The organism is Ensifer sp. VA4, from assembly GCF_055710065.1.
In genome coordinates, this window is the sequence record NZ_JBVQPO010000005.1 from 341,377 (window position 1) to 356,803 (window position 15,427).

A 15,427-nucleotide genomic window follows, 5' to 3' on the forward strand; every position below is an offset into this window, starting at 1 on the left:
TCGTTGAAGGCGCCGCCCTGGATCGAGAGATAGGCATCCATCGCCGCCGCCGCAATGTGCAGGCGGACGATCGGCAGCCTATTGCTCGTGTTTCATGTGCTTTCTATGAATCTCGCGGGATTCGTCATCGGGCAACGCCTTATCCGGCACGCCGAAAACCTGCCCCGGGCGAATGCGGTCCGGGTCTTCAATCTGGTCCTGGTTGGCAAGGTAGATCGTGGTGTAGCGCAAGCCCGCGCCATAGACGCGCCGCGAAATCTGCCACAGCGTATCGCCGCGACGGATGATCACCGAGGACTTGCTCTCCTTGAGCGGCTCCTGCTGGACGGTCTGCGGCCCTTCCTGCTGGGGGGCAGCGGCTGCGGCTTCCGTCCCTTGCGCCGGCGTCGTCGAGGCGTCGCCTGCCACCGCGCTGCCTGCGCCCATGACCTTCGCCAGCTCACCCGGCGCAGGGGCGTCCTTCAGCTGGGCTTGCCCGCCCGAGGCCGGCGTCGCGCTGCCGCGCTCGGCCAGAACCGGTCCGACGGTCGCATCGACCTTCGCAAGCGCCGAGGCAACGCTTGGCGCATCCTGCGGCGCCGCCTTCAAGGCTGCCAGCGCGTCGGCTGCCGCCTTGGAAGCCCGCGACGCGGCTGCCGCCAGCGCCTGATCGGAACTGTCGGCAAGCCGGAAATCCGCCAGCGACTTCAGTGCAATTTCCGTCGCGGAACGCGCTGCGGCAAGCTGCTCGCCGCTCGGCACCTTGCCGTTGGCATAAAGTCCCTTCAAGAGGGCCAGCGCCTTACCGGCCTCGGCGCGCACGCCATCAAGGCCGGCCGTCGCCGAAGGCGTGCCCGACGGCGCGACTGCGGCAACCTGGGAGCCGGCGGGGCGATCAAAGGGAACCGATGCGCGCATGGCGACCTTGGTGCCATCCTCGTTCAGCATGTCGGCGCGGATGATGTGGCTGCCCACGGTCAACTCGACCTCGCCGTCGACAACGAAATTGCCCTTGTCGTCGGCCTTGATTTCGCCGATCAGCTTTTCATCCGCATAGACACGCACCAGAGCATGCGGCTTGGCGCTGCCCGCGACGAACATCTTGCTTCCTTCGATCTCGACCGCAGTCACCTGCAGGCCGGGAACGCCAACCGCCTTTGCCGGTGCCGAGGACGCGTCGCCGGTTGCCAGCGGCGTCTGCGATGCGACTTCCGCCGACTTGCCGTCGGTTGTCTGCGCGGTTTCACCCTTGGCCGCTTCCGGCGTCGTGATCAGGCGGCTTGCCTCACCCGGCTTGGACACCATGGCGAGAAGCTGCCCCGAAGGGTCCTTGGGAACCGAAACGGTCGCGACTTCCTCGGAGGTCTTCACGGCGCCGTCTTCACCGGTGCTGCGCAGCGTCAACTGATAGTCGCCGGCCGGCAGCGGCTTGTCGAACACCGCTGCGAAGTCGCCCGTCGCGCCGACATCGGCGGTGCCGACAACGGCGTCGCCGCTCAGGATCTCAAGCTTCGAACCAGGCTGCGCATGCCCAGCGATCACGGTCGATCCATCAGGCTCCACACGCAACACGTCGAACCCGGGGACGGCAGAGTTTTCGGCGGCTGCGTTCGTCGCCGCAGCGTTTGCCGTCGCGTCGGCGGCCTCACCGGCCTTGCTGTCCAGCGGCTTCGCCGTACCTTCGGTCGCTTGCGGGCCAGAAGCGGTTTCGGTCGACTGTGTCGCATTGCCTACCGACGGCTCTTCCGCCGTCTTCTTGGCGTCACCACGCAGGTTCGGCTGCACCACGAATACCATCAACGCTGTTGCTGCCACGAGGACAGTAATGGCCACCCAGCCGGCCCTATTTTTTATCATGCCACTCTCCACACGGAGCGGAGCGGAACTCCGCGCATGCCCTCTCATCGGCCTGCGGTGCGGGCTAACGCCATGCATTATAGCGCAACAGCAAGCAACCGTCCGATTTCTTCAATCAATCCCTGAAATTGCTAGCGATTCCTGATTCGCCATACAAGCTGCCGGCCACCCGGCAAACGGCGGAAAACCGGCTTTCCCCTCATTTTTCTTGACCCTTTCTGCGGTGCAATGTCTTTTGGAGGCATGAGCACCGAAAGCACCACGATTCGATCCATCTGCGTCTATTGCGGTTCACAGCCCGGACGCGACAATGCCTATATGGAAGCCGGCCGCGCACTTGGCCGCTCGATTGCCGATCACGGTCTCCGCCTCGTTTATGGTGGCGGCACGCGCGGCATCATGGGAGCCGTCGCCAGCGGCGTCCTTTCGAGCGGCGGCGAAGTCACCGGGATCATCCCTGAATTCCTGATGGACAAGGAAGCGACTCGCCATTCGCTCGGCCAGCTCAACGAGCTGATCGTCACCGCCGACATGCACGAGCGCAAGCATACGATGTTCGAGCGGGCCGACGCTTTCGTCGCGCTGCCGGGCGGTATCGGCACGCTGGAAGAGATCGTCGAGATCATGACCTGGGCGCAGCTCGGCCGTCACCGCAAGCCGATGGTGTTCGGCAACATCAACAATTTCTGGCGGCCGATGCTCGACCTGCTGCAGCACATGCGTGACGAAGGCTTCGTGCACACGGCGCATCTCGTGCAGCCACTGGTCGTCGACGATGCCGCTAACATCGTGCCGGCCATCCTGGCGGCTGCCAATGGTGGCAAGGGCCGCGAGGGCGAGGCGGAGATCATCTCCCGTCTTTGATGGCAGCAAGCACCGACAACGAAAAAGGCGCGGTCCACCAACGCGCCTTTTGATTTGTAGCGACTGCGAGCTTACTCCGCGGGACTTGCCTGTAGCACCCGGCGCGCCCGGCTTTCCGCCAGCATTGCGCCCGAATAGATCACCAGCGCCGCCCAGATCAGGCCGAAGGCAATGAGCTTTGCCGTGCCAAAGGGCTCATGGAAGACGAAAACGGCAATCAGGAAGATCATCGTCGGGGCGATATACTGCATGATGCCGATCGTCGACAGGCGCAGCAACTTGGCACCGTTGGCATAGATCATCAATGGAATGGCGGTAACGACACCGCAGGACATCAGCCAGAGAATATCGGCCGTGCCGGTATCTCCGAAATGGCCCTGCCCGGTCGCCTCGAGCCAGATTATATAGCCGAGCGCCGGAACGCTGAGCAGCAGGACTTCCAGGAAGAAGCCCTGGTTCGGACCGACAGGCAGCGTCTTGCGGAAGAAGGCATAGAAGCCCCAGGACAGGCATAGGCCGATCGACACCCACGGCAGGCCACCGGCATCGAAAGCAAGGACGGCGACCGCGGAGGCCGCGAGCGCAATCGCAACCATCTGCGCCGGGTTCGGCCTTTCCTTCAGCAGCACCGCGCCGAGGAAGATCGAAAACAGCGGGTTGATGTAGTAGCCGAGCGCCGTCTCAATCGCCCGGCCAGCACCGATCGCCCAGACATAGATGCCCCAGTTGATGGTGATCAGCACGGCGGTCAGCGCCGCCATGCGCAGCATGCGCGGCGAGCGCAGCGCCACCTTGATGTCATCCGTGCGCCCGAGCCAGAGCAGAACCAGGCCCGCAAGCGGTACCGACCATACGATCCGGTGTGCCACCACTTCCGGCGCCGGAATGTGAGCGACGGCCTTCATGAAGAAGGGCAGAAAGCCCCAAAGGAGATAGGCGGCCAGCGCGAAGGCAAAGCCTTTCGCGGAATCGGTGTTTTCGGCGGGTACTTTCGCGTTCGGCTCGGCCATAACATCTTTTCCTGGTGCGTTTGCCGGCGAGCCTTGGTGGAACGAGCCGCTCTCCGATCTCTGCTGCCCGTCTCCCTAAATCGCCTCCGACTTAAGGGCAAAACATGCAGCAATACAAAGTGCGACAGCGACCTGTCTGACGGGACGCGCGGCGCTGTAGGGAAGGCGCGGCTTACCAGCCGGCGCAAGCTCCCGTGAATGGGTCCTACCCCAATGTCCGGTTATGCACCAATTCATTTCCTTGAAGGGATGGTGAGTTTTACTCATCACCCCGCCGGGAGCGGACCCGGTCTACCTCGCCGCCAACGTCATTCGGCAGCGATCAGGCCCACATGGTCCCGGTTCTTCAGGAGCTTGAAGATGATGCTGTCCATCAGTGCCTGGAAGGATGCGTCGATGATGTTGTCGGAGACGCCCACCGTCCACCAGCGCGCGCCGGTTCCATCGGTCGATTCGATCAGCACGCGCGTGATCGCCTCGGTGCCGCCGTTGAGGATACGGACCTTATAGTCCGCGAGCTCGAGATCGGCGATCTCCGACTGGTACTTGCCGAGGTCCTTGCGCAGCGCGAGGTCGAGTGCGTTGACGGGCCCGTGCCCTTCGGCGACCGACATCATCGTCTCGCCATCGACCACCACCTTTACCACCGCTTCCGACACGGTCTTCAGATTGCCGTTCGCATCGAAGCGGCGCTCGACCATGACACGGAAGCTTTCGACGTGGAAGAAGTCCGGCACCGTGCCGAGGATACGGCTCGCGAGCAGCGCGAAACTCGCGTCCGCCCCCTCATAGGCGTAGCCGGTCGCCTCCCGCTCCTTGACGACGGCGATCAACTTGTCGAGCTTCGGGTCGTCCTTGCTCACAACGATGCCGCGGCGCTTCAACGCATTGATGAAATTGGCCTTGCCGCCCTGGTCCGAGACCATGACCTTGCGCAGGTTGCCGATGCTCTCGGGCGCGACATGCTCATAGGTGCGCGGATCCTTGAGCAGCGCCGAGGCATGGATGCCGGCCTTGGTGGCGAATGCGGATGCGCCCACGTAAGGGGCTTGCTGATCCGGCGAACGGTTCAATAGCTCGTCGAACGAATGGGCGAGCTTCGTCAGTTCCTGCAAGCGATCGGCATCGATCGCCGTTTTGAAGCGGCTGGAATAGGTCTCCTTGAGAGCAAGCGTCGGGATCAGCGTGACGAGATTGGCGTTGCCACAGCGCTCGCCGATGCCGTTCAGCGTTCCCTGGATCTGGCGCACGCCAGCCTCGACCGCGGCCAGCGAATTGGCGACCGCCTGGCCGGTATCGTTATGGGCGTGGATGCCGAGATTGGCGCCGGGCACGCCGGCCGCGATCACCGCGGTGACGATCTCGCGCACCTCCGGCGGCTGAGTGCCGCCATTGGTGTCGCAGAGCACGACCCAGCGGGCGCCGGCTTCAAAAGCCGTCTTCGCGCAGGCGAGCGCGTAAGCCGGATTGGCCTTGTAGCCATCGAAGAAATGCTCGCAGTCGACCATCGCCTCACGGCCGGAGGCGACCACGGCCTCGACAGAAGCGCGGATGTTGTCGAGGTTTTCCTCGTTCGTACAGCCGAGTGCGACCTCGACATGGTAGTCCCAGCTCTTGGCGACCAGACAGATCGCGTCGCTCTTGGCGGCAAGCAGTGCCGCGAGGCCCGGATCATTGGACGCCGAAACGCCGGCGCGCTTGGTCATGCCGAAGGCGACGAAGGATGCCTTCTGCGTGCGCTTGCTCGTGAAGAACTCGGTGTCGGTCGGGTTCGCACCGGGATAGCCGCCCTCGATGTAATCCATGCCGAAGCCGTCGAGCAGGCTCGCAATCGCAATCTTGTCCTCGACCGAAAAGTCGATGCCGGGCGTCTGCTGCCCGTCCCGTAGCGTCGTGTCGAAGAGGTAGATGCGTTCCCTGGTCATGGCTAATCGTCCAACTGCTCGGTTCTTGCTTGGTCTTACTCGGTCTTGCATGCGTATCTGTCCGTGGCGCGGATCAGCCGGTCGAGAATGCCCGGCTCGGAATAGGCGTGCCCTGCCCCCTCGATCAGATGCAATTCGGATCCGGGCCAGGCCCTATGCAACTGCCAGGCATATTTCGCCGGGCACGGCATGTCGTAGCGCCCATGGATGATAACCCCGGGAATGCCGTGAAGCCGGTGAACATCCCGCAACAATTGGCCATCCTCCATCCAGCCGGCATTGACGAAGAAGTGGTTTTCGATGCGCGCGAAGGCGTCGGCATACTCGTCGTCCTCGAACGGAGCGCTGGTCGATAGTTCCGGCAGCAGCGTAATCGTCTCGCCCTCCCAGATGCTCCAGGCCTTTGCCGCCGCAAGGCGCGTTGCCTTGTCGTCGCTCATCAGGCGACGGTGATAGGCGTGCATCATCTCGTGCCGCTCTGCTTGCGGGATGGGCGCGACGAACCGCTCCCACTTGTCCGGGAACATTTCCGAGACGCCGAATTGATAGTACCAGTCGAGTTCGGCTTTCGTCAGCGTATAGATGCCGCGCAGCACGAGTTCCGAAACGTGCTCCGGATGCTTCTCGGCATAGGCGAGTGCAAGCGTCGATCCCCAGGATCCGCCGAAGACCAGCCACTTGTCGACCCCGGCCTGTGCGCGCAGCCGCTCGATGTCGGCAACGAGATGCCATGTGGTGTTGGCCTCGATCTTCGCATGCGGTGTCGACCTGCCGCAGCCGCGCTGGTCGAACAGGGTCACATCATAGAGTGCCGGATCGAACAGACGGCGATGGTTGGCAGAAATCGTGCCGCCGGGGCCGCCATGCAAGAAGACGGCGGGCTTGGCGCCTGGCGTGCCGACCTTTTCCCAATAGATCACGTGACCGTCGCCGACATCGAGGTGGCCCGAGGCATAGGGTTCGATTTCCGGATAGAGCGTACGCAGCACAGTCGTCATCTTCAGTCTTTCGTCAGCGGCCAATGCACGGTGTCGTAGTCCGGGTGCTGGCGATTCGTTTCCAGTATGATCAGATGGCGGGTGGCGGACACCTCGCTGCCATCGTCCGTCTCTTTTTCCGGCAGCCCGGCGAGCCGCGAGAACCAGAGGACTCGGGACTCGACGCCGGCCTGATAGACGGGCAACACATCATCCGGATCGTCGAGCGAGCCGAGCGTGATATTGATGAAACCCGCATCCGGCATGTCGTAAAACAACGGCGTGCCGCAGTGGCTGCAGAAGCCGCGACGGACCAGATGCGACGAGCGGAACCAGGACGGCTGGCCGCGGGTGATGTCGAAACTGTCACGCGCGACGTTCGCCAGCGGCATGAAGTAGTTCCCGGCCGCCTTCTGACACATTCGGCAATGGCAGATATGCGGATCCGCGAGCGTGCCCTCGGCGCGGTAGCGGACGGCGCCACACTGGCATCCACCGGTATAGATGCGGGAGATGGTCACCGGAACGCTCCCGATGGATGCCATTGATCGGTTTCATGGTCCGGGTGCTGGAAGGAGATGATGCTTTCCTGCCGCGCGTAGAAGTCCGGATCCTCCAGGACCGGCTGCTCGAAGATCGTCTCGACCCAGGGAAGGCGCGAGGCGTAGTTGACCTGGATTTTCGGCGCGAGATCGGTGCGATCGTCAAAGGTGCCGATCGCGATCTCGAGGCCGCCGGGATGCCGGTAGGTCATCGGCGTACCGCATTTCGGACAGAAGCCGCGATCGATGTTGACCGAGGACTGGAAGTAGCTCGGCTCTTCCCGCACCCATTCGACGCCATCTTTCGGCGCCGTCACCAGCGCGGAGAAGAACGAGCCGAATTGCTTCTGGCACATGCGGCAATGGCAGATCGACGGACGGCCGAGTTGCCCGCGGATACGGAAACGGACTGCGCCGCACTGGCAGCCGCCTGTTCGAACGTTTTCGCTCATCGTCTTTCCTCCGGGGGCCAGGTTTCAGTGTCGTGGTCGGGATGCTGGTAGGAAACGAGATCGGTCAGGAATTCGACCGCGTCCGGATCTTCCATCGTAGCAACACCGGGCAATTCCGATATGTGATCGACATAGGGCAACTTGTGCTCGATGCCCCATTGGATGGTCGGCACGATGCCCTGCGGTTCGTCGAAGTCGGCAATCGCCAGGGCCATGCCGTCCGGCGCCTCATAGGTCAGCGGCGTACCGCAATCGCCGCAGAAACCGCGCCGTACCGCGTTGGAGGATTGAAAGCGCTTGGGCTCGCCGCGAGTCCAGGTGACGTGCGCACCGCGAACCGAAACCAGCGGCATATAGAAGTTGCCGCTCGCTTTCTGGCACATGCGGCAATGGCAGACGGAGGCGTCGCCGAGCCTGCCCTCGACACGGAAACGGACCGCGCCGCACTGGCAGCCGCCAGTATAATAGGGCCTGTTGTCGAGACTCATCGCAACTCCTCCTCAGCTCGGCGCGTGGCAGACGGCTTCGATGTTGTTGCCGTCGGGGTCGAGCACGAAGGCCCCGTAGTAGTCGGGGTGGTAGTGCGGCCTCAGTCCCGGCTTGCCATTGTCGCGCCCGCCGGCCGCCATCGCCGCTTCGTAGAAGGCATCGACTTCCGCGCGGCTCCGCGCCGAAAACGCATAGTGCCGGCCCGGGCCAGTCGCAGCCACCTCATGCAACCAGAAGACCGGCCGTTCGCGGCCATAGCCGCCGACCCTGACGCCGCCGGTATGTTCCACCGGCACCATCATCAGCAGCGAGGCGCCGAGCGGAGCGAAGGCCTTGTCGTAGAACGACCGCGCCCGGTCGAAATCCGCGACCGGAATGCCCGTATGGTCGATCATCGCACGAACTCCTCTTTCATGCATGCTCTCCGCGTTTCCGCCGTCCCCGGACAGCTCTGTCCGATCCCGATCAATGCGACCGGGCACGACGCGCCGCCGGGCTCGCGATCACCGCTTGATATCCCAGGTCGTCACACGCTCGCCGGTTGCCGGATCCTTGCCATCCTTGAGCTGGATTCCCTGCGCCACGAGATCGTCGCGGATCTTGTCTGCCTCGGCGAAGTTCTTCGCCTTCAGCAGTTCCAGACGCGCACGGACACGGCTGTCGATGTCGTGCACCACGGCTTCGTCCAGTTCGACCGCCTCGGGCACGACGCCGATGAGGGCCGCGCTGGCGGCGAAGGTGCCGAGCAGCTTGGGGTCGGCCGCCGCCTTCTGGGCGAGAGCATGGAGCGCCTGAACGGCAGCGACGGTGTTGAGATCGTCCGCAAGTGCGGCAACCACCGCCGGATCAGCCTCCCCCGTTGCATCGCCCGGCACCGGCCACTTGGAAAGCAGATGTTCGGCTTCCTCCAGCCGCTTCACCGAGAAATCGATCGGCTCGCGATAATGCGTCATCAGCATGGCCAGCCTCAGCACTTCGCCCGGCCACTGGCGGCCGGCGAACTTTTCGGTGTGCAGCAATTCGTAGATGGTGACGAAGTTGCCTTCCGACTTCGACATCTTGCGGCCTTCGACCTGCAGGAAGCCGTTGTGCATCCAGACATTCGCCATCACCTCGGTGCCGTGGGCGCAACGCGACTGGGCGATTTCGTTCTCATGGTGCGGGAAGATCAGGTCGAGCCCGCCGCCGTGAATGTCGAAGACCTCGCCGAGATAGCGTCCGCTCATGGCCGAGCACTCGATATGCCAGCCCGGGCGGCCCCTGCCCCAAGGACTTTCCCAGCCCGGCTCGTTATCGGTCGAAAGCTTCCACAACACGAAGTCGCCCGGGTTCTTCTTGTGCGCTTCCACGGCGATGCGAGCGCCGGCCTGCTGTTCGTCGAGGTTGCGCTTCGAAAGCTGTCCATAGTCGGCCATCGACTTCGTATCGAACAGCACCTCGCCGCCGGCCTGATAGGCGTGCCCCTTGGCGATCAGCTTCTCGATGATCTCGATCATCTGCGCGATGTTGTCGGTCGCCCGCGGCTGCACGTTCGGATCGAGGCAGCCGAGCGCCTTGGCATCCGCAAGGAACTGGGTTTCGGTCTTCTCCGTCACGCGTCGGATCGCTTCGTTCAGCGGCAGCGTCGGATAGTCCCGCAGGGCACGCGCATTGATCTTGTCGTCGACGTCGGTGATGTTGCGGACATAGGTGACGTGCTCGGCGCCATGGACATGGCGCAGGAGCCGGAACAAGACGTCGAAGACGATCACGGGCCGGGCATTGCCGATATGGGCATAGTCATAGACCGTCGGGCCGCAGACATACATGCGGACGTTGTCGGGATCGATCGGCCGGAAGTCGACCTTTTCCCGCGTCAGCGTGTTGTACAGCTTCAATGTCGGCGCTCCGCCCATTCCCATTCTCCAATACGCTTACAACCGTCGAAATACCGCGCCCGGGAGGCCCGCGCGTTTGTCATCTTGGATTTTAGGAGACGAAAACGGCCAGGCCAGCGGGACGCTAGCGAATAATCTTCCGGCAGATAATGCAGATAACCGTTTTCATGCGCTCACTTATCGCGCGTCACCCGTTTTCGGTCAAGAGGTCAGCCGCATGCAAGCACAGTCGGCTATCGAAACGGAATCGGCGGCCACGGATTTGTCATGATTAGGCTTATCTGGGAGCGCCATGCGGAAAACAGATTCGCGGTGTAGTTGGTTCTGCACCACGGGTTCCTGTCTCCGGAGAACAGGGAGGAGCATCGTTTTCGCGCCGAAAGACGAAAACGGAATGTATCCGGTTCGGGAAAGCAGAGCGGGATGAGGAAAAGTGCGTGCGGTTTTCCGCCCGCAGCCCGCTCTAACTTATTAGAAACGATGACGTTTATGAATTTGGGTCGATCCGACCCAAATTCATCGTGATCTAAGGAGTGAGTGCAAGTGAAAGCCGCAAAGACCAAAGAAATCGCCAAGCCAACCAATCTCGTCGAACAGTACCGTCCGCTCGGCTTGAAGGCCGTGCTCGCCGCTGCACTGCAAGCGAAGGGAAAGTCGGCGACCAAATTGACCAAGCGGCCCGCCTAACCCCTGGGTTGTTCGTTCAAAACAGCGACATCTGCCCGCTGTCGGGCATGTCCGGTTTGCTTTTGCCCTTAGGCTGGACATCCAGTATCGTCCTGGGTGTCACCGCGTCCTGGATGTCCGGGCCGGTATTGGCGACCTTGTTGACCTTGTCGGAGACAGGGATTGCCTCGAAATAATCCTCCGCTACCGGCCCGAAGAGATCGGCGACGTCGCGCGGCTCCTGCGTCTTGCAATCCAGCCAACGGGCAAAATCCTCGGGCTGGATGACGACGGGCATGCGGTCGTGGATCTGGCGGATGGAGGCATTGGCTGCCGTCGTGAGGATCGCAGCAGTGTCGACCTCGGAACCGTCGGCTGACGACCAGGTTTCCATCAGGCCGGCGAAGGCGACAATGCCGCCCTTTCGCGGCCGCACCCAATAGGCCTGCGACGGCTCGCGGCTGCCCTTTGGCGGCCTGCGCCATTCGTAGAAACCCGAGGCCGGAACGAGGATGCGACGGTGTCGCATGGCGGCGCGAAACGACGCCTTTTCGATCGCCGATTCGGCGCGGGCATTGATGAGCAACGGAAAATCACGCGGGTCCTTGACCCAGCCCGGCATGAAACCCCAGCGCACGAGAACGGCCTTGCGCTCGGGAAGGTTACTGCCGGGCTCAGCGCGCTCGCCTGCGACGACGACCATGATCGGCTGTGTAGGCGCTATGTTGAATCGCGCCGGAAAGTCCTCGCTTTCCAGCAGGCCGAACAATTCCATGAGTTCTTCCGGCGTCGCCGTCAGCGCAAAACGTCCGCACATGACACGGATGTGGCACTTCACGTAGGATGGGTCAACGTTACTGAGGCAATTTGATTCCCCAATGTCGACCAAGCCCGAACTCGCCTCCTCCGTCATTCTCGAACGCGGCGGCCGTTACCTGCTCGTAAGGCGGGCCAACCCGCCGTCGGCCGACATGTACGCCTTTCCCGGCGGACGGGCGGAACCCGGCGAGACGCCGGCTGAAACAGCACTGCGCGAGCTTTGGGAAGAGACCGGCATCAAAGCGCGCAATCCCGTGCTCTTTGAAACCTACGACCTCCCCGGCGAGGAATCGGAAGGGCGCCATTTCCTGCTTTCGGTCTTCAGAGCGGAGGCGAGCGCCGATGCGGTTGCCGTTGCCAGTGACGATGCCGCCGGGCTTGGCTGGTTCACGCCCGCCGAAATCTTTGCCCTGCCGATCCCGGACAGCGTGCGCGAATGCGTGGAAAGGCTCGCGAACATCGGCACGGAATCCGGCCGCGGCCTTGAAACCGCCGTCAATTCGGGCTTGATGAAGCCATGATCACTGCCCCGATCCTTGCGCGGCTCGCCCTGGCCGGTTTCGCGCTGACAGCCGCCACCGGTGCGGCGGCGCAAAAAACAACGTCGAACGAACCGGCAACGACCGAGGCCGCCACCCCGGCTCCCGTCGTCGTGGAAGAGAAACCCACGCCCTACGACCAGAGGTTGATTCGACTTTCCGAAATTCTTGGCTCCGTCCATTATCTCAGGAACCTTTGCGTCAAGGAGCCCGAGGACGTCTGGCGCCGCTCGATGCAGGAATTGATCGACAAGGAAACGGCCGACGAGGTCAAGCGGCGCGAAAGGATGACCGCCGCATTCAACCGTGGGTATCGCACCTTCGCCTCCGTTTATACCACCTGCACCGGACCGGCGATCGTCGCCGAGCAGCGATACCGTGCCGAAGGCGCAACACTTGCGTCAGAAATCGTCGCCCGCTTTGGAAATTAGCAATAAATTAACCTCTTTTCTCACGACCCCGTGTCGTTTCGGGAAAAGGCTGCTAAGTTCGTTAAGAGAGTGGTAAGAAGTGGCGAGTCCGTCACGGTCGTTCAGTTGGAGTTCAGCCGGACGGCCAAAGAATGAACCGCTTGCACAATGGAAGTCGCATGGAACGAATGATGGAACCAAGCCTGACCGACATCGATGACATGATCGTCCACGAGAAAATGCAGGCTGCGCTGGAACACCAGAGCGAGGCCTGGGCGGACGGCATGGCGGATGGTATCGAGCCGGAAATCATCGCCGATGCGGCCATTGCGCTCGCCATGCGGGAAACCGTTCGGCTCCATGGCGAAGATGGTGCCGAAGCGATGCTCAATTCGCTTCGCGAGCGCGTGCTCGCCGGTGAATTCTCGCCCCAGCGCACGCTTCAGTAATATCAGGACTGCCCGATGAGTCGGAATCTTGCAAACCGGACCCTTCCGGTTCGCCTCGCTACGCTGCTTTTGGCCGGTGTCGCCTTGAGCACCCAGGCAGCGTTCTCTCCCGCCTTTGCTCTCAGCGAATTGCAGGGCGCGCCGCAACCCGTTCCCACCGAGCAGCCCGCTGCCGGCGACCAGAAGGCGACGCCGCCCGTGGCCGAACCCATCGCGGAAGGGCCGGAAGAGGAAGAAAAGCTTCCGCTCGAAATACCGATGCCCGATCCGCTGATCAACAAGTCAGCGACGGTCACAAAGGACGAGGCCCCGACGGCCGAGGAGCCCGAGACCGCCGGGCCCGTCGAGGTCCTGACCGACGTTTCCAAGATACCTGCGCCGGTAGCGCGGATGCGCGAACTGATCGTCGAGGCGGCTGCCTCCGGCGATATCGAGCGCCTGCGCCCGCTGCTCGGCAAGGGCCCGAACCAGACCCAGGTCACCGGTGTCACCGGCGACGAAGACCCGGTTGCGATCCTGAAGAGCCTCTCGGGCGACCAGGAAGGCGTCGAGATTCTGGCGATCCTGCTCGACGTGCTGTCGACCGGCTTCGTGCTGGTCGACAAGGGCACGCCGCAGGAGGCCTATGTCTGGCCCTATTTCGCGGAAAAGAAGCTTTCCTCGCTGACGGCACCGGAAAAGGTCGACCTGTTCCGCCTGGTCACCGCAGGGGACTTTGCCGACATGGAAGAGTTCGGCAGCTACAACTTCTACCGCGTCGGCATCATGCCGGACGGAAAGTGGAAATTCTTCATCGCCGGCGACTGACCGCCGGCGACCGCGCTTGCCGATCCTCTTCGAACATCCTACCTCTTCGCCAAGAGATCACGAAGGTACCAGGTCGAGTCGACCGGGATTGCTGTCGTGATCGGTCTTTGTTGTTACGCATTTCCGAACGCAAAACTGCTACGCATTTTTGCCGGAAATGCTCTACAGCGCCGCGCGTCTTGTCTGACGCGCAAAGGTCGCTGTAGCACTTTGAAGTGCTGCATGTTTTTGTCCTTCAATCGGCTACGATTAAAGGAAACATGCAGTAGGTTAGAGCGGGGTTCCCACCCCACCGAGCAGGATTCGAACGATGCCCAGAGTTCGCCTCGACGACCGCGCGATTGTCGCCGTCTCCGGCAAGGACGCAGAAGATCTTCTCCAGGGACTGATCACCACCGACCTCGACGCGCTGGCACCCGACGAAGCGCGTCCCGGCGCGCTTTTGACACCACAGGGCAAGATCCTGTTCGACTTCATGATTTCGCGCGATGGCGACGGCCTTCGGCTGGAAACCGCGCGCGACCAGGCGGAGGCGCTGCTGAAGCGTTTGACGATGTACAAGCTTCGCTCGGCGGTGGAGCTGTCGATCAATACTTCCGACGCCGTCACTGTGATATTTGACGAAGCCGCACCTGATGGTGCCTACCGGGATCACCGGTTCGAGAAGGCCGGGATAACGCTTTTCCGCAGCTATGGGGACGCAGCCGGCGACACCGCCAGTGTCGAAGAACTCGAGCGGCTTCGCATTGCGTCAGGCATTGTGGTCTCCGGCGCCGACTATGTCCCACAGGATGCTTTTCCGCATGACGTTCTCCTGGACAGGAACGGCGGCCTATCCTTCAAGAAGGGCTGCTATGTCGGCCAGGAAGTGGTGTCGCGGATGCAGCACCGCGGCACGCCGCGCCGCCGGGTCGTGATCGTTTCTGCGGAAACGGCGCTCCCCCCGACCGGAACGACGATCACCGCGAATGACAAGGTGATCGGCGCATTGGGCACCGTCCAGGGCAGGTCCGCGCTTGCGATCGTGCGCATCGACAAGGCCGGCGAGGCCATGGCGAATGGGATCCCGCTGCTTGCCGGCGACGTCGCAGTGACCATGGTTCTGCCCGAATGGACCGGGCTCACCTTCCCGACGAGCGCCGACGAGGCAAGCGCGTGACGACGACCCGCGCCTGGCAACGCATGCTCTCCGGCCGCCGGCTGGACCTTCTCGATCCGTCACCGCTCGACGTCGAGATCAGCGATATCGCCCATGGGCTGGCGCGCGTTGCGCGCTGGAACGGCCAGACCGCCGGCGACCATGCCTTCTCGGTGGCGCAGCACAGCCTGATGGTCGAGGACATCTTTCGCCGCAGCTACAAATGCAGCGCCGACGACTGCCTGCTGGCCCTTCTGCACGACGCGCCGGAATATGTGATCGGCGACATGATCTCGCCGTTCAAGGCGGTGGTCGGCGGCGGCTATAAGTCGGTGGAGAAACGCCTGGAAAGTGCCATCCATCTCAGATTCGGCCTGCCGCCTCACTGCTCCAAGGAGCTGAAGGATCGCATCAAGAAAGCAGATCATGTCGCCGCCTATTTCGAAGCGACGGTGCTCGCCGGCTTTTCCGTGGAGGAGGCGCGCAAGTTCTTCGGCCAGCCGCGCGGTATCACCCGTGAAACGCTGCTGATCGATCCCTTGCCGGCAGTCGAGGCGCAGCGGCTGTTCACGGAGCGGTTCCAGGTCCTGGAAGCGCAGCGCCTGCCGGCCCGAGCGGACATCTGAC

Annotated in this window: 18 protein-coding genes; 8 read left to right on the forward strand and 10 right to left on the reverse strand. The window is 62.7% G+C overall.

Annotation, left to right across the window (positions count from 1 at the left end; all coding sequences use genetic code 11):
• Positions 1-78: 78 nt before the first annotated feature.
• A complete protein-coding gene (locus AC0C6X_RS11035; protein WP_472953076.1) occupies positions 79-1,836 on the reverse strand; it encodes a LysM peptidoglycan-binding domain-containing protein in 1,758 nt (585 codons plus the stop codon).
• Between the two features lie 243 nt (positions 1,837-2,079).
• Here AC0C6X_RS11035 and AC0C6X_RS11040 point away from each other — a divergent pair, with 243 nt between their 5' ends.
• On the forward strand, positions 2,080-2,700 hold the full coding sequence (locus AC0C6X_RS11040) for an LOG family protein (RefSeq protein ID WP_472953078.1): 621 nt from the start codon (positions 2,080-2,082) through the stop codon (positions 2,698-2,700).
• A 71-nt stretch (positions 2,701-2,771) separates the two neighbouring features.
• Here the strand turns inward: AC0C6X_RS11040 and rarD are convergent, their stop codons facing one another.
• From rarD to cysS, 8 genes are all read right to left on the reverse strand, one after another.
• Positions 2,772-3,710: an EamA family transporter RarD gene (rarD, locus tag AC0C6X_RS11045; protein WP_472953080.1), complete on the reverse strand. Its 939-nt coding sequence runs from the start codon at positions 3,708-3,710 to the stop codon at positions 2,772-2,774.
• A gap of 308 nt (positions 3,711-4,018) precedes the next feature.
• Positions 4,019-5,635 (reverse strand): citramalate synthase, encoded by a 1,617-nt coding sequence (gene cimA / locus AC0C6X_RS11050; RefSeq protein WP_247957870.1) that lies wholly within the window; start codon positions 5,633-5,635, stop codon positions 4,019-4,021.
• Positions 5,636-5,670: 35 nt separating this feature from the next.
• Positions 5,671-6,633 (reverse strand): prolyl aminopeptidase, encoded by a 963-nt coding sequence (pip, locus tag AC0C6X_RS11055; protein WP_472953082.1) that lies wholly within the window; start codon positions 6,631-6,633, stop codon positions 5,671-5,673.
• A gap of 2 nt (positions 6,634-6,635) precedes the next feature.
• A complete protein-coding gene (locus tag AC0C6X_RS11060) occupies positions 6,636-7,157 on the reverse strand; it encodes a GFA family protein (protein WP_472953084.1) in 522 nt (173 codons plus the stop codon).
• Positions 7,130-7,606, reverse strand: a complete 477-nt coding sequence (locus AC0C6X_RS11065; protein ID WP_173516036.1) for a GFA family protein — start codon at positions 7,604-7,606, stop codon at positions 7,130-7,132. The genes AC0C6X_RS11060 and AC0C6X_RS11065 overlap by 28 nt, the downstream gene beginning before the upstream one ends.
• Positions 7,603-8,094 carry a GFA family protein gene (locus tag AC0C6X_RS11070; protein WP_472953085.1) on the reverse strand — a complete coding sequence of 164 codons (492 nt, stop codon included), beginning with the start codon at positions 8,092-8,094 and terminating at the stop codon, positions 7,603-7,605. Before AC0C6X_RS11070 ends, AC0C6X_RS11065 begins: the two co-directional genes overlap by 4 nt.
• Before the next feature lie 12 nt (positions 8,095-8,106).
• Positions 8,107-8,490, reverse strand: a complete 384-nt coding sequence (locus AC0C6X_RS11075; RefSeq protein WP_173516034.1) for a VOC family protein — start codon at positions 8,488-8,490, stop codon at positions 8,107-8,109.
• 108 nt (positions 8,491-8,598) lie between these two features.
• Positions 8,599-9,990: a cysteine--tRNA ligase gene (gene cysS, locus AC0C6X_RS11080; protein WP_173516033.1), complete on the reverse strand. Its 1,392-nt coding sequence runs from the start codon at positions 9,988-9,990 to the stop codon at positions 8,599-8,601.
• A 525-nt stretch (positions 9,991-10,515) separates the two neighbouring features.
• Between cysS and AC0C6X_RS11085 the strand changes: the two genes are divergently transcribed.
• On the forward strand, positions 10,516-10,659 hold the full coding sequence (locus AC0C6X_RS11085; RefSeq protein ID WP_173516032.1) for a hypothetical protein: 144 nt from the start codon (positions 10,516-10,518) through the stop codon (positions 10,657-10,659).
• A gap of 16 nt (positions 10,660-10,675) precedes the next feature.
• Here AC0C6X_RS11085 and AC0C6X_RS11090 read toward each other — a convergent pair whose 3' ends face one another.
• Positions 10,676-11,455, reverse strand: a complete 780-nt coding sequence (locus AC0C6X_RS11090; RefSeq protein WP_173516031.1) for an SOS response-associated peptidase — start codon at positions 11,453-11,455, stop codon at positions 10,676-10,678.
• 61 nt (positions 11,456-11,516) lie between these two features.
• On the opposite strand from AC0C6X_RS11090, the gene AC0C6X_RS11095 reads away from it, so the two are divergent.
• The 6 genes from AC0C6X_RS11095 to AC0C6X_RS11120 all read left to right on the forward strand — a co-directional run bounded on the left by AC0C6X_RS11095 (position 11,517) and on the right by AC0C6X_RS11120 (position 15,426).
• Entirely contained in the window at positions 11,517-11,978 is a 462-nt protein-coding gene (locus AC0C6X_RS11095; protein ID WP_173516030.1) for an NUDIX hydrolase, read from the forward strand.
• Positions 11,975-12,427: a TIGR02301 family protein gene (locus AC0C6X_RS11100; RefSeq protein WP_173516029.1), complete on the forward strand. Its 453-nt coding sequence runs from the start codon at positions 11,975-11,977 to the stop codon at positions 12,425-12,427. Before AC0C6X_RS11095 ends, AC0C6X_RS11100 begins: the two co-directional genes overlap by 4 nt.
• A 158-nt stretch (positions 12,428-12,585) precedes the next feature.
• On the forward strand, positions 12,586-12,855 hold the full coding sequence (locus AC0C6X_RS11105) for a hypothetical protein (protein ID WP_093232155.1): 270 nt from the start codon (positions 12,586-12,588) through the stop codon (positions 12,853-12,855).
• Positions 12,856-12,870: 15 nt separating this feature from the next.
• Positions 12,871-13,662 (forward strand): hypothetical protein, encoded by a 792-nt coding sequence (locus tag AC0C6X_RS11110; protein WP_173516028.1) that lies wholly within the window; start codon positions 12,871-12,873, stop codon positions 13,660-13,662.
• Between the two features lie 310 nt (positions 13,663-13,972).
• Complete coding sequence (gene ygfZ / locus AC0C6X_RS11115; RefSeq protein WP_247957875.1) at positions 13,973-14,821, forward strand: CAF17-like 4Fe-4S cluster assembly/insertion protein YgfZ; 849 nt, start codon at positions 13,973-13,975, stop codon at positions 14,819-14,821.
• Positions 14,818-15,426 (forward strand): YfbR-like 5'-deoxynucleotidase, encoded by a 609-nt coding sequence (locus AC0C6X_RS11120; protein WP_173516026.1) that lies wholly within the window; start codon positions 14,818-14,820, stop codon positions 15,424-15,426. The genes ygfZ and AC0C6X_RS11120 overlap by 4 nt, the downstream gene beginning before the upstream one ends.
• Position 15,427 lies beyond the last annotated feature (1 nt).

What these genes read in the sequence shown, in the direction of transcription:
- cysS (WP_173516033.1), bottom strand. Translation starts at nt 9,990, where the DNA reads ATGGGCGGAGCGCCGACATTGAAGCTGTACAACACGCTGACGCGGGAA.
- AC0C6X_RS11065 (WP_173516036.1), bottom strand. Translation starts at nt 7,606, where the DNA reads ATGAGCGAAAACGTTCGAACAGGCGGCTGCCAGTGCGGCGCAGTCCGT.
- AC0C6X_RS11075 (WP_173516034.1), bottom strand. Translation starts at nt 8,490, where the DNA reads ATGATCGACCATACGGGCATTCCGGTCGCGGATTTCGACCGGGCGCGG.
- AC0C6X_RS11105 (WP_093232155.1), top strand. Translation starts at nt 12,586, where the DNA reads ATGGAACGAATGATGGAACCAAGCCTGACCGACATCGATGACATGATC.
- pip (WP_472953082.1), bottom strand. Translation starts at nt 6,633, where the DNA reads ATGACGACTGTGCTGCGTACGCTCTATCCGGAAATCGAACCCTATGCC.
- AC0C6X_RS11090 (WP_173516031.1), bottom strand. Translation starts at nt 11,455, where the DNA reads ATGTGCGGACGTTTTGCGCTGACGGCGACGCCGGAAGAACTCATGGAA.
- AC0C6X_RS11095 (WP_173516030.1), top strand. Translation starts at nt 11,517, where the DNA reads ATGTCGACCAAGCCCGAACTCGCCTCCTCCGTCATTCTCGAACGCGGC.
- AC0C6X_RS11100 (WP_173516029.1), top strand. Translation starts at nt 11,975, where the DNA reads ATGATCACTGCCCCGATCCTTGCGCGGCTCGCCCTGGCCGGTTTCGCG.
- rarD (WP_472953080.1), bottom strand. Translation starts at nt 3,710, where the DNA reads ATGGCCGAGCCGAACGCGAAAGTACCCGCCGAAAACACCGATTCCGCG.
- AC0C6X_RS11035 (WP_472953076.1), bottom strand. Translation starts at nt 1,836, where the DNA reads ATGATAAAAAATAGGGCCGGCTGGGTGGCCATTACTGTCCTCGTGGCA.
- AC0C6X_RS11110 (WP_173516028.1), top strand. Translation starts at nt 12,871, where the DNA reads ATGAGTCGGAATCTTGCAAACCGGACCCTTCCGGTTCGCCTCGCTACG.
- cimA (WP_247957870.1), bottom strand. Translation starts at nt 5,635, where the DNA reads ATGACCAGGGAACGCATCTACCTCTTCGACACGACGCTACGGGACGGG.
- ygfZ (WP_247957875.1), top strand. Translation starts at nt 13,973, where the DNA reads ATGCCCAGAGTTCGCCTCGACGACCGCGCGATTGTCGCCGTCTCCGGC.
- AC0C6X_RS11070 (WP_472953085.1), bottom strand. Translation starts at nt 8,094, where the DNA reads ATGAGTCTCGACAACAGGCCCTATTATACTGGCGGCTGCCAGTGCGGC.
- AC0C6X_RS11060 (WP_472953084.1), bottom strand. Translation starts at nt 7,157, where the DNA reads ATGGCATCCATCGGGAGCGTTCCGGTGACCATCTCCCGCATCTATACC.
- AC0C6X_RS11040 (WP_472953078.1), top strand. Translation starts at nt 2,080, where the DNA reads ATGAGCACCGAAAGCACCACGATTCGATCCATCTGCGTCTATTGCGGT.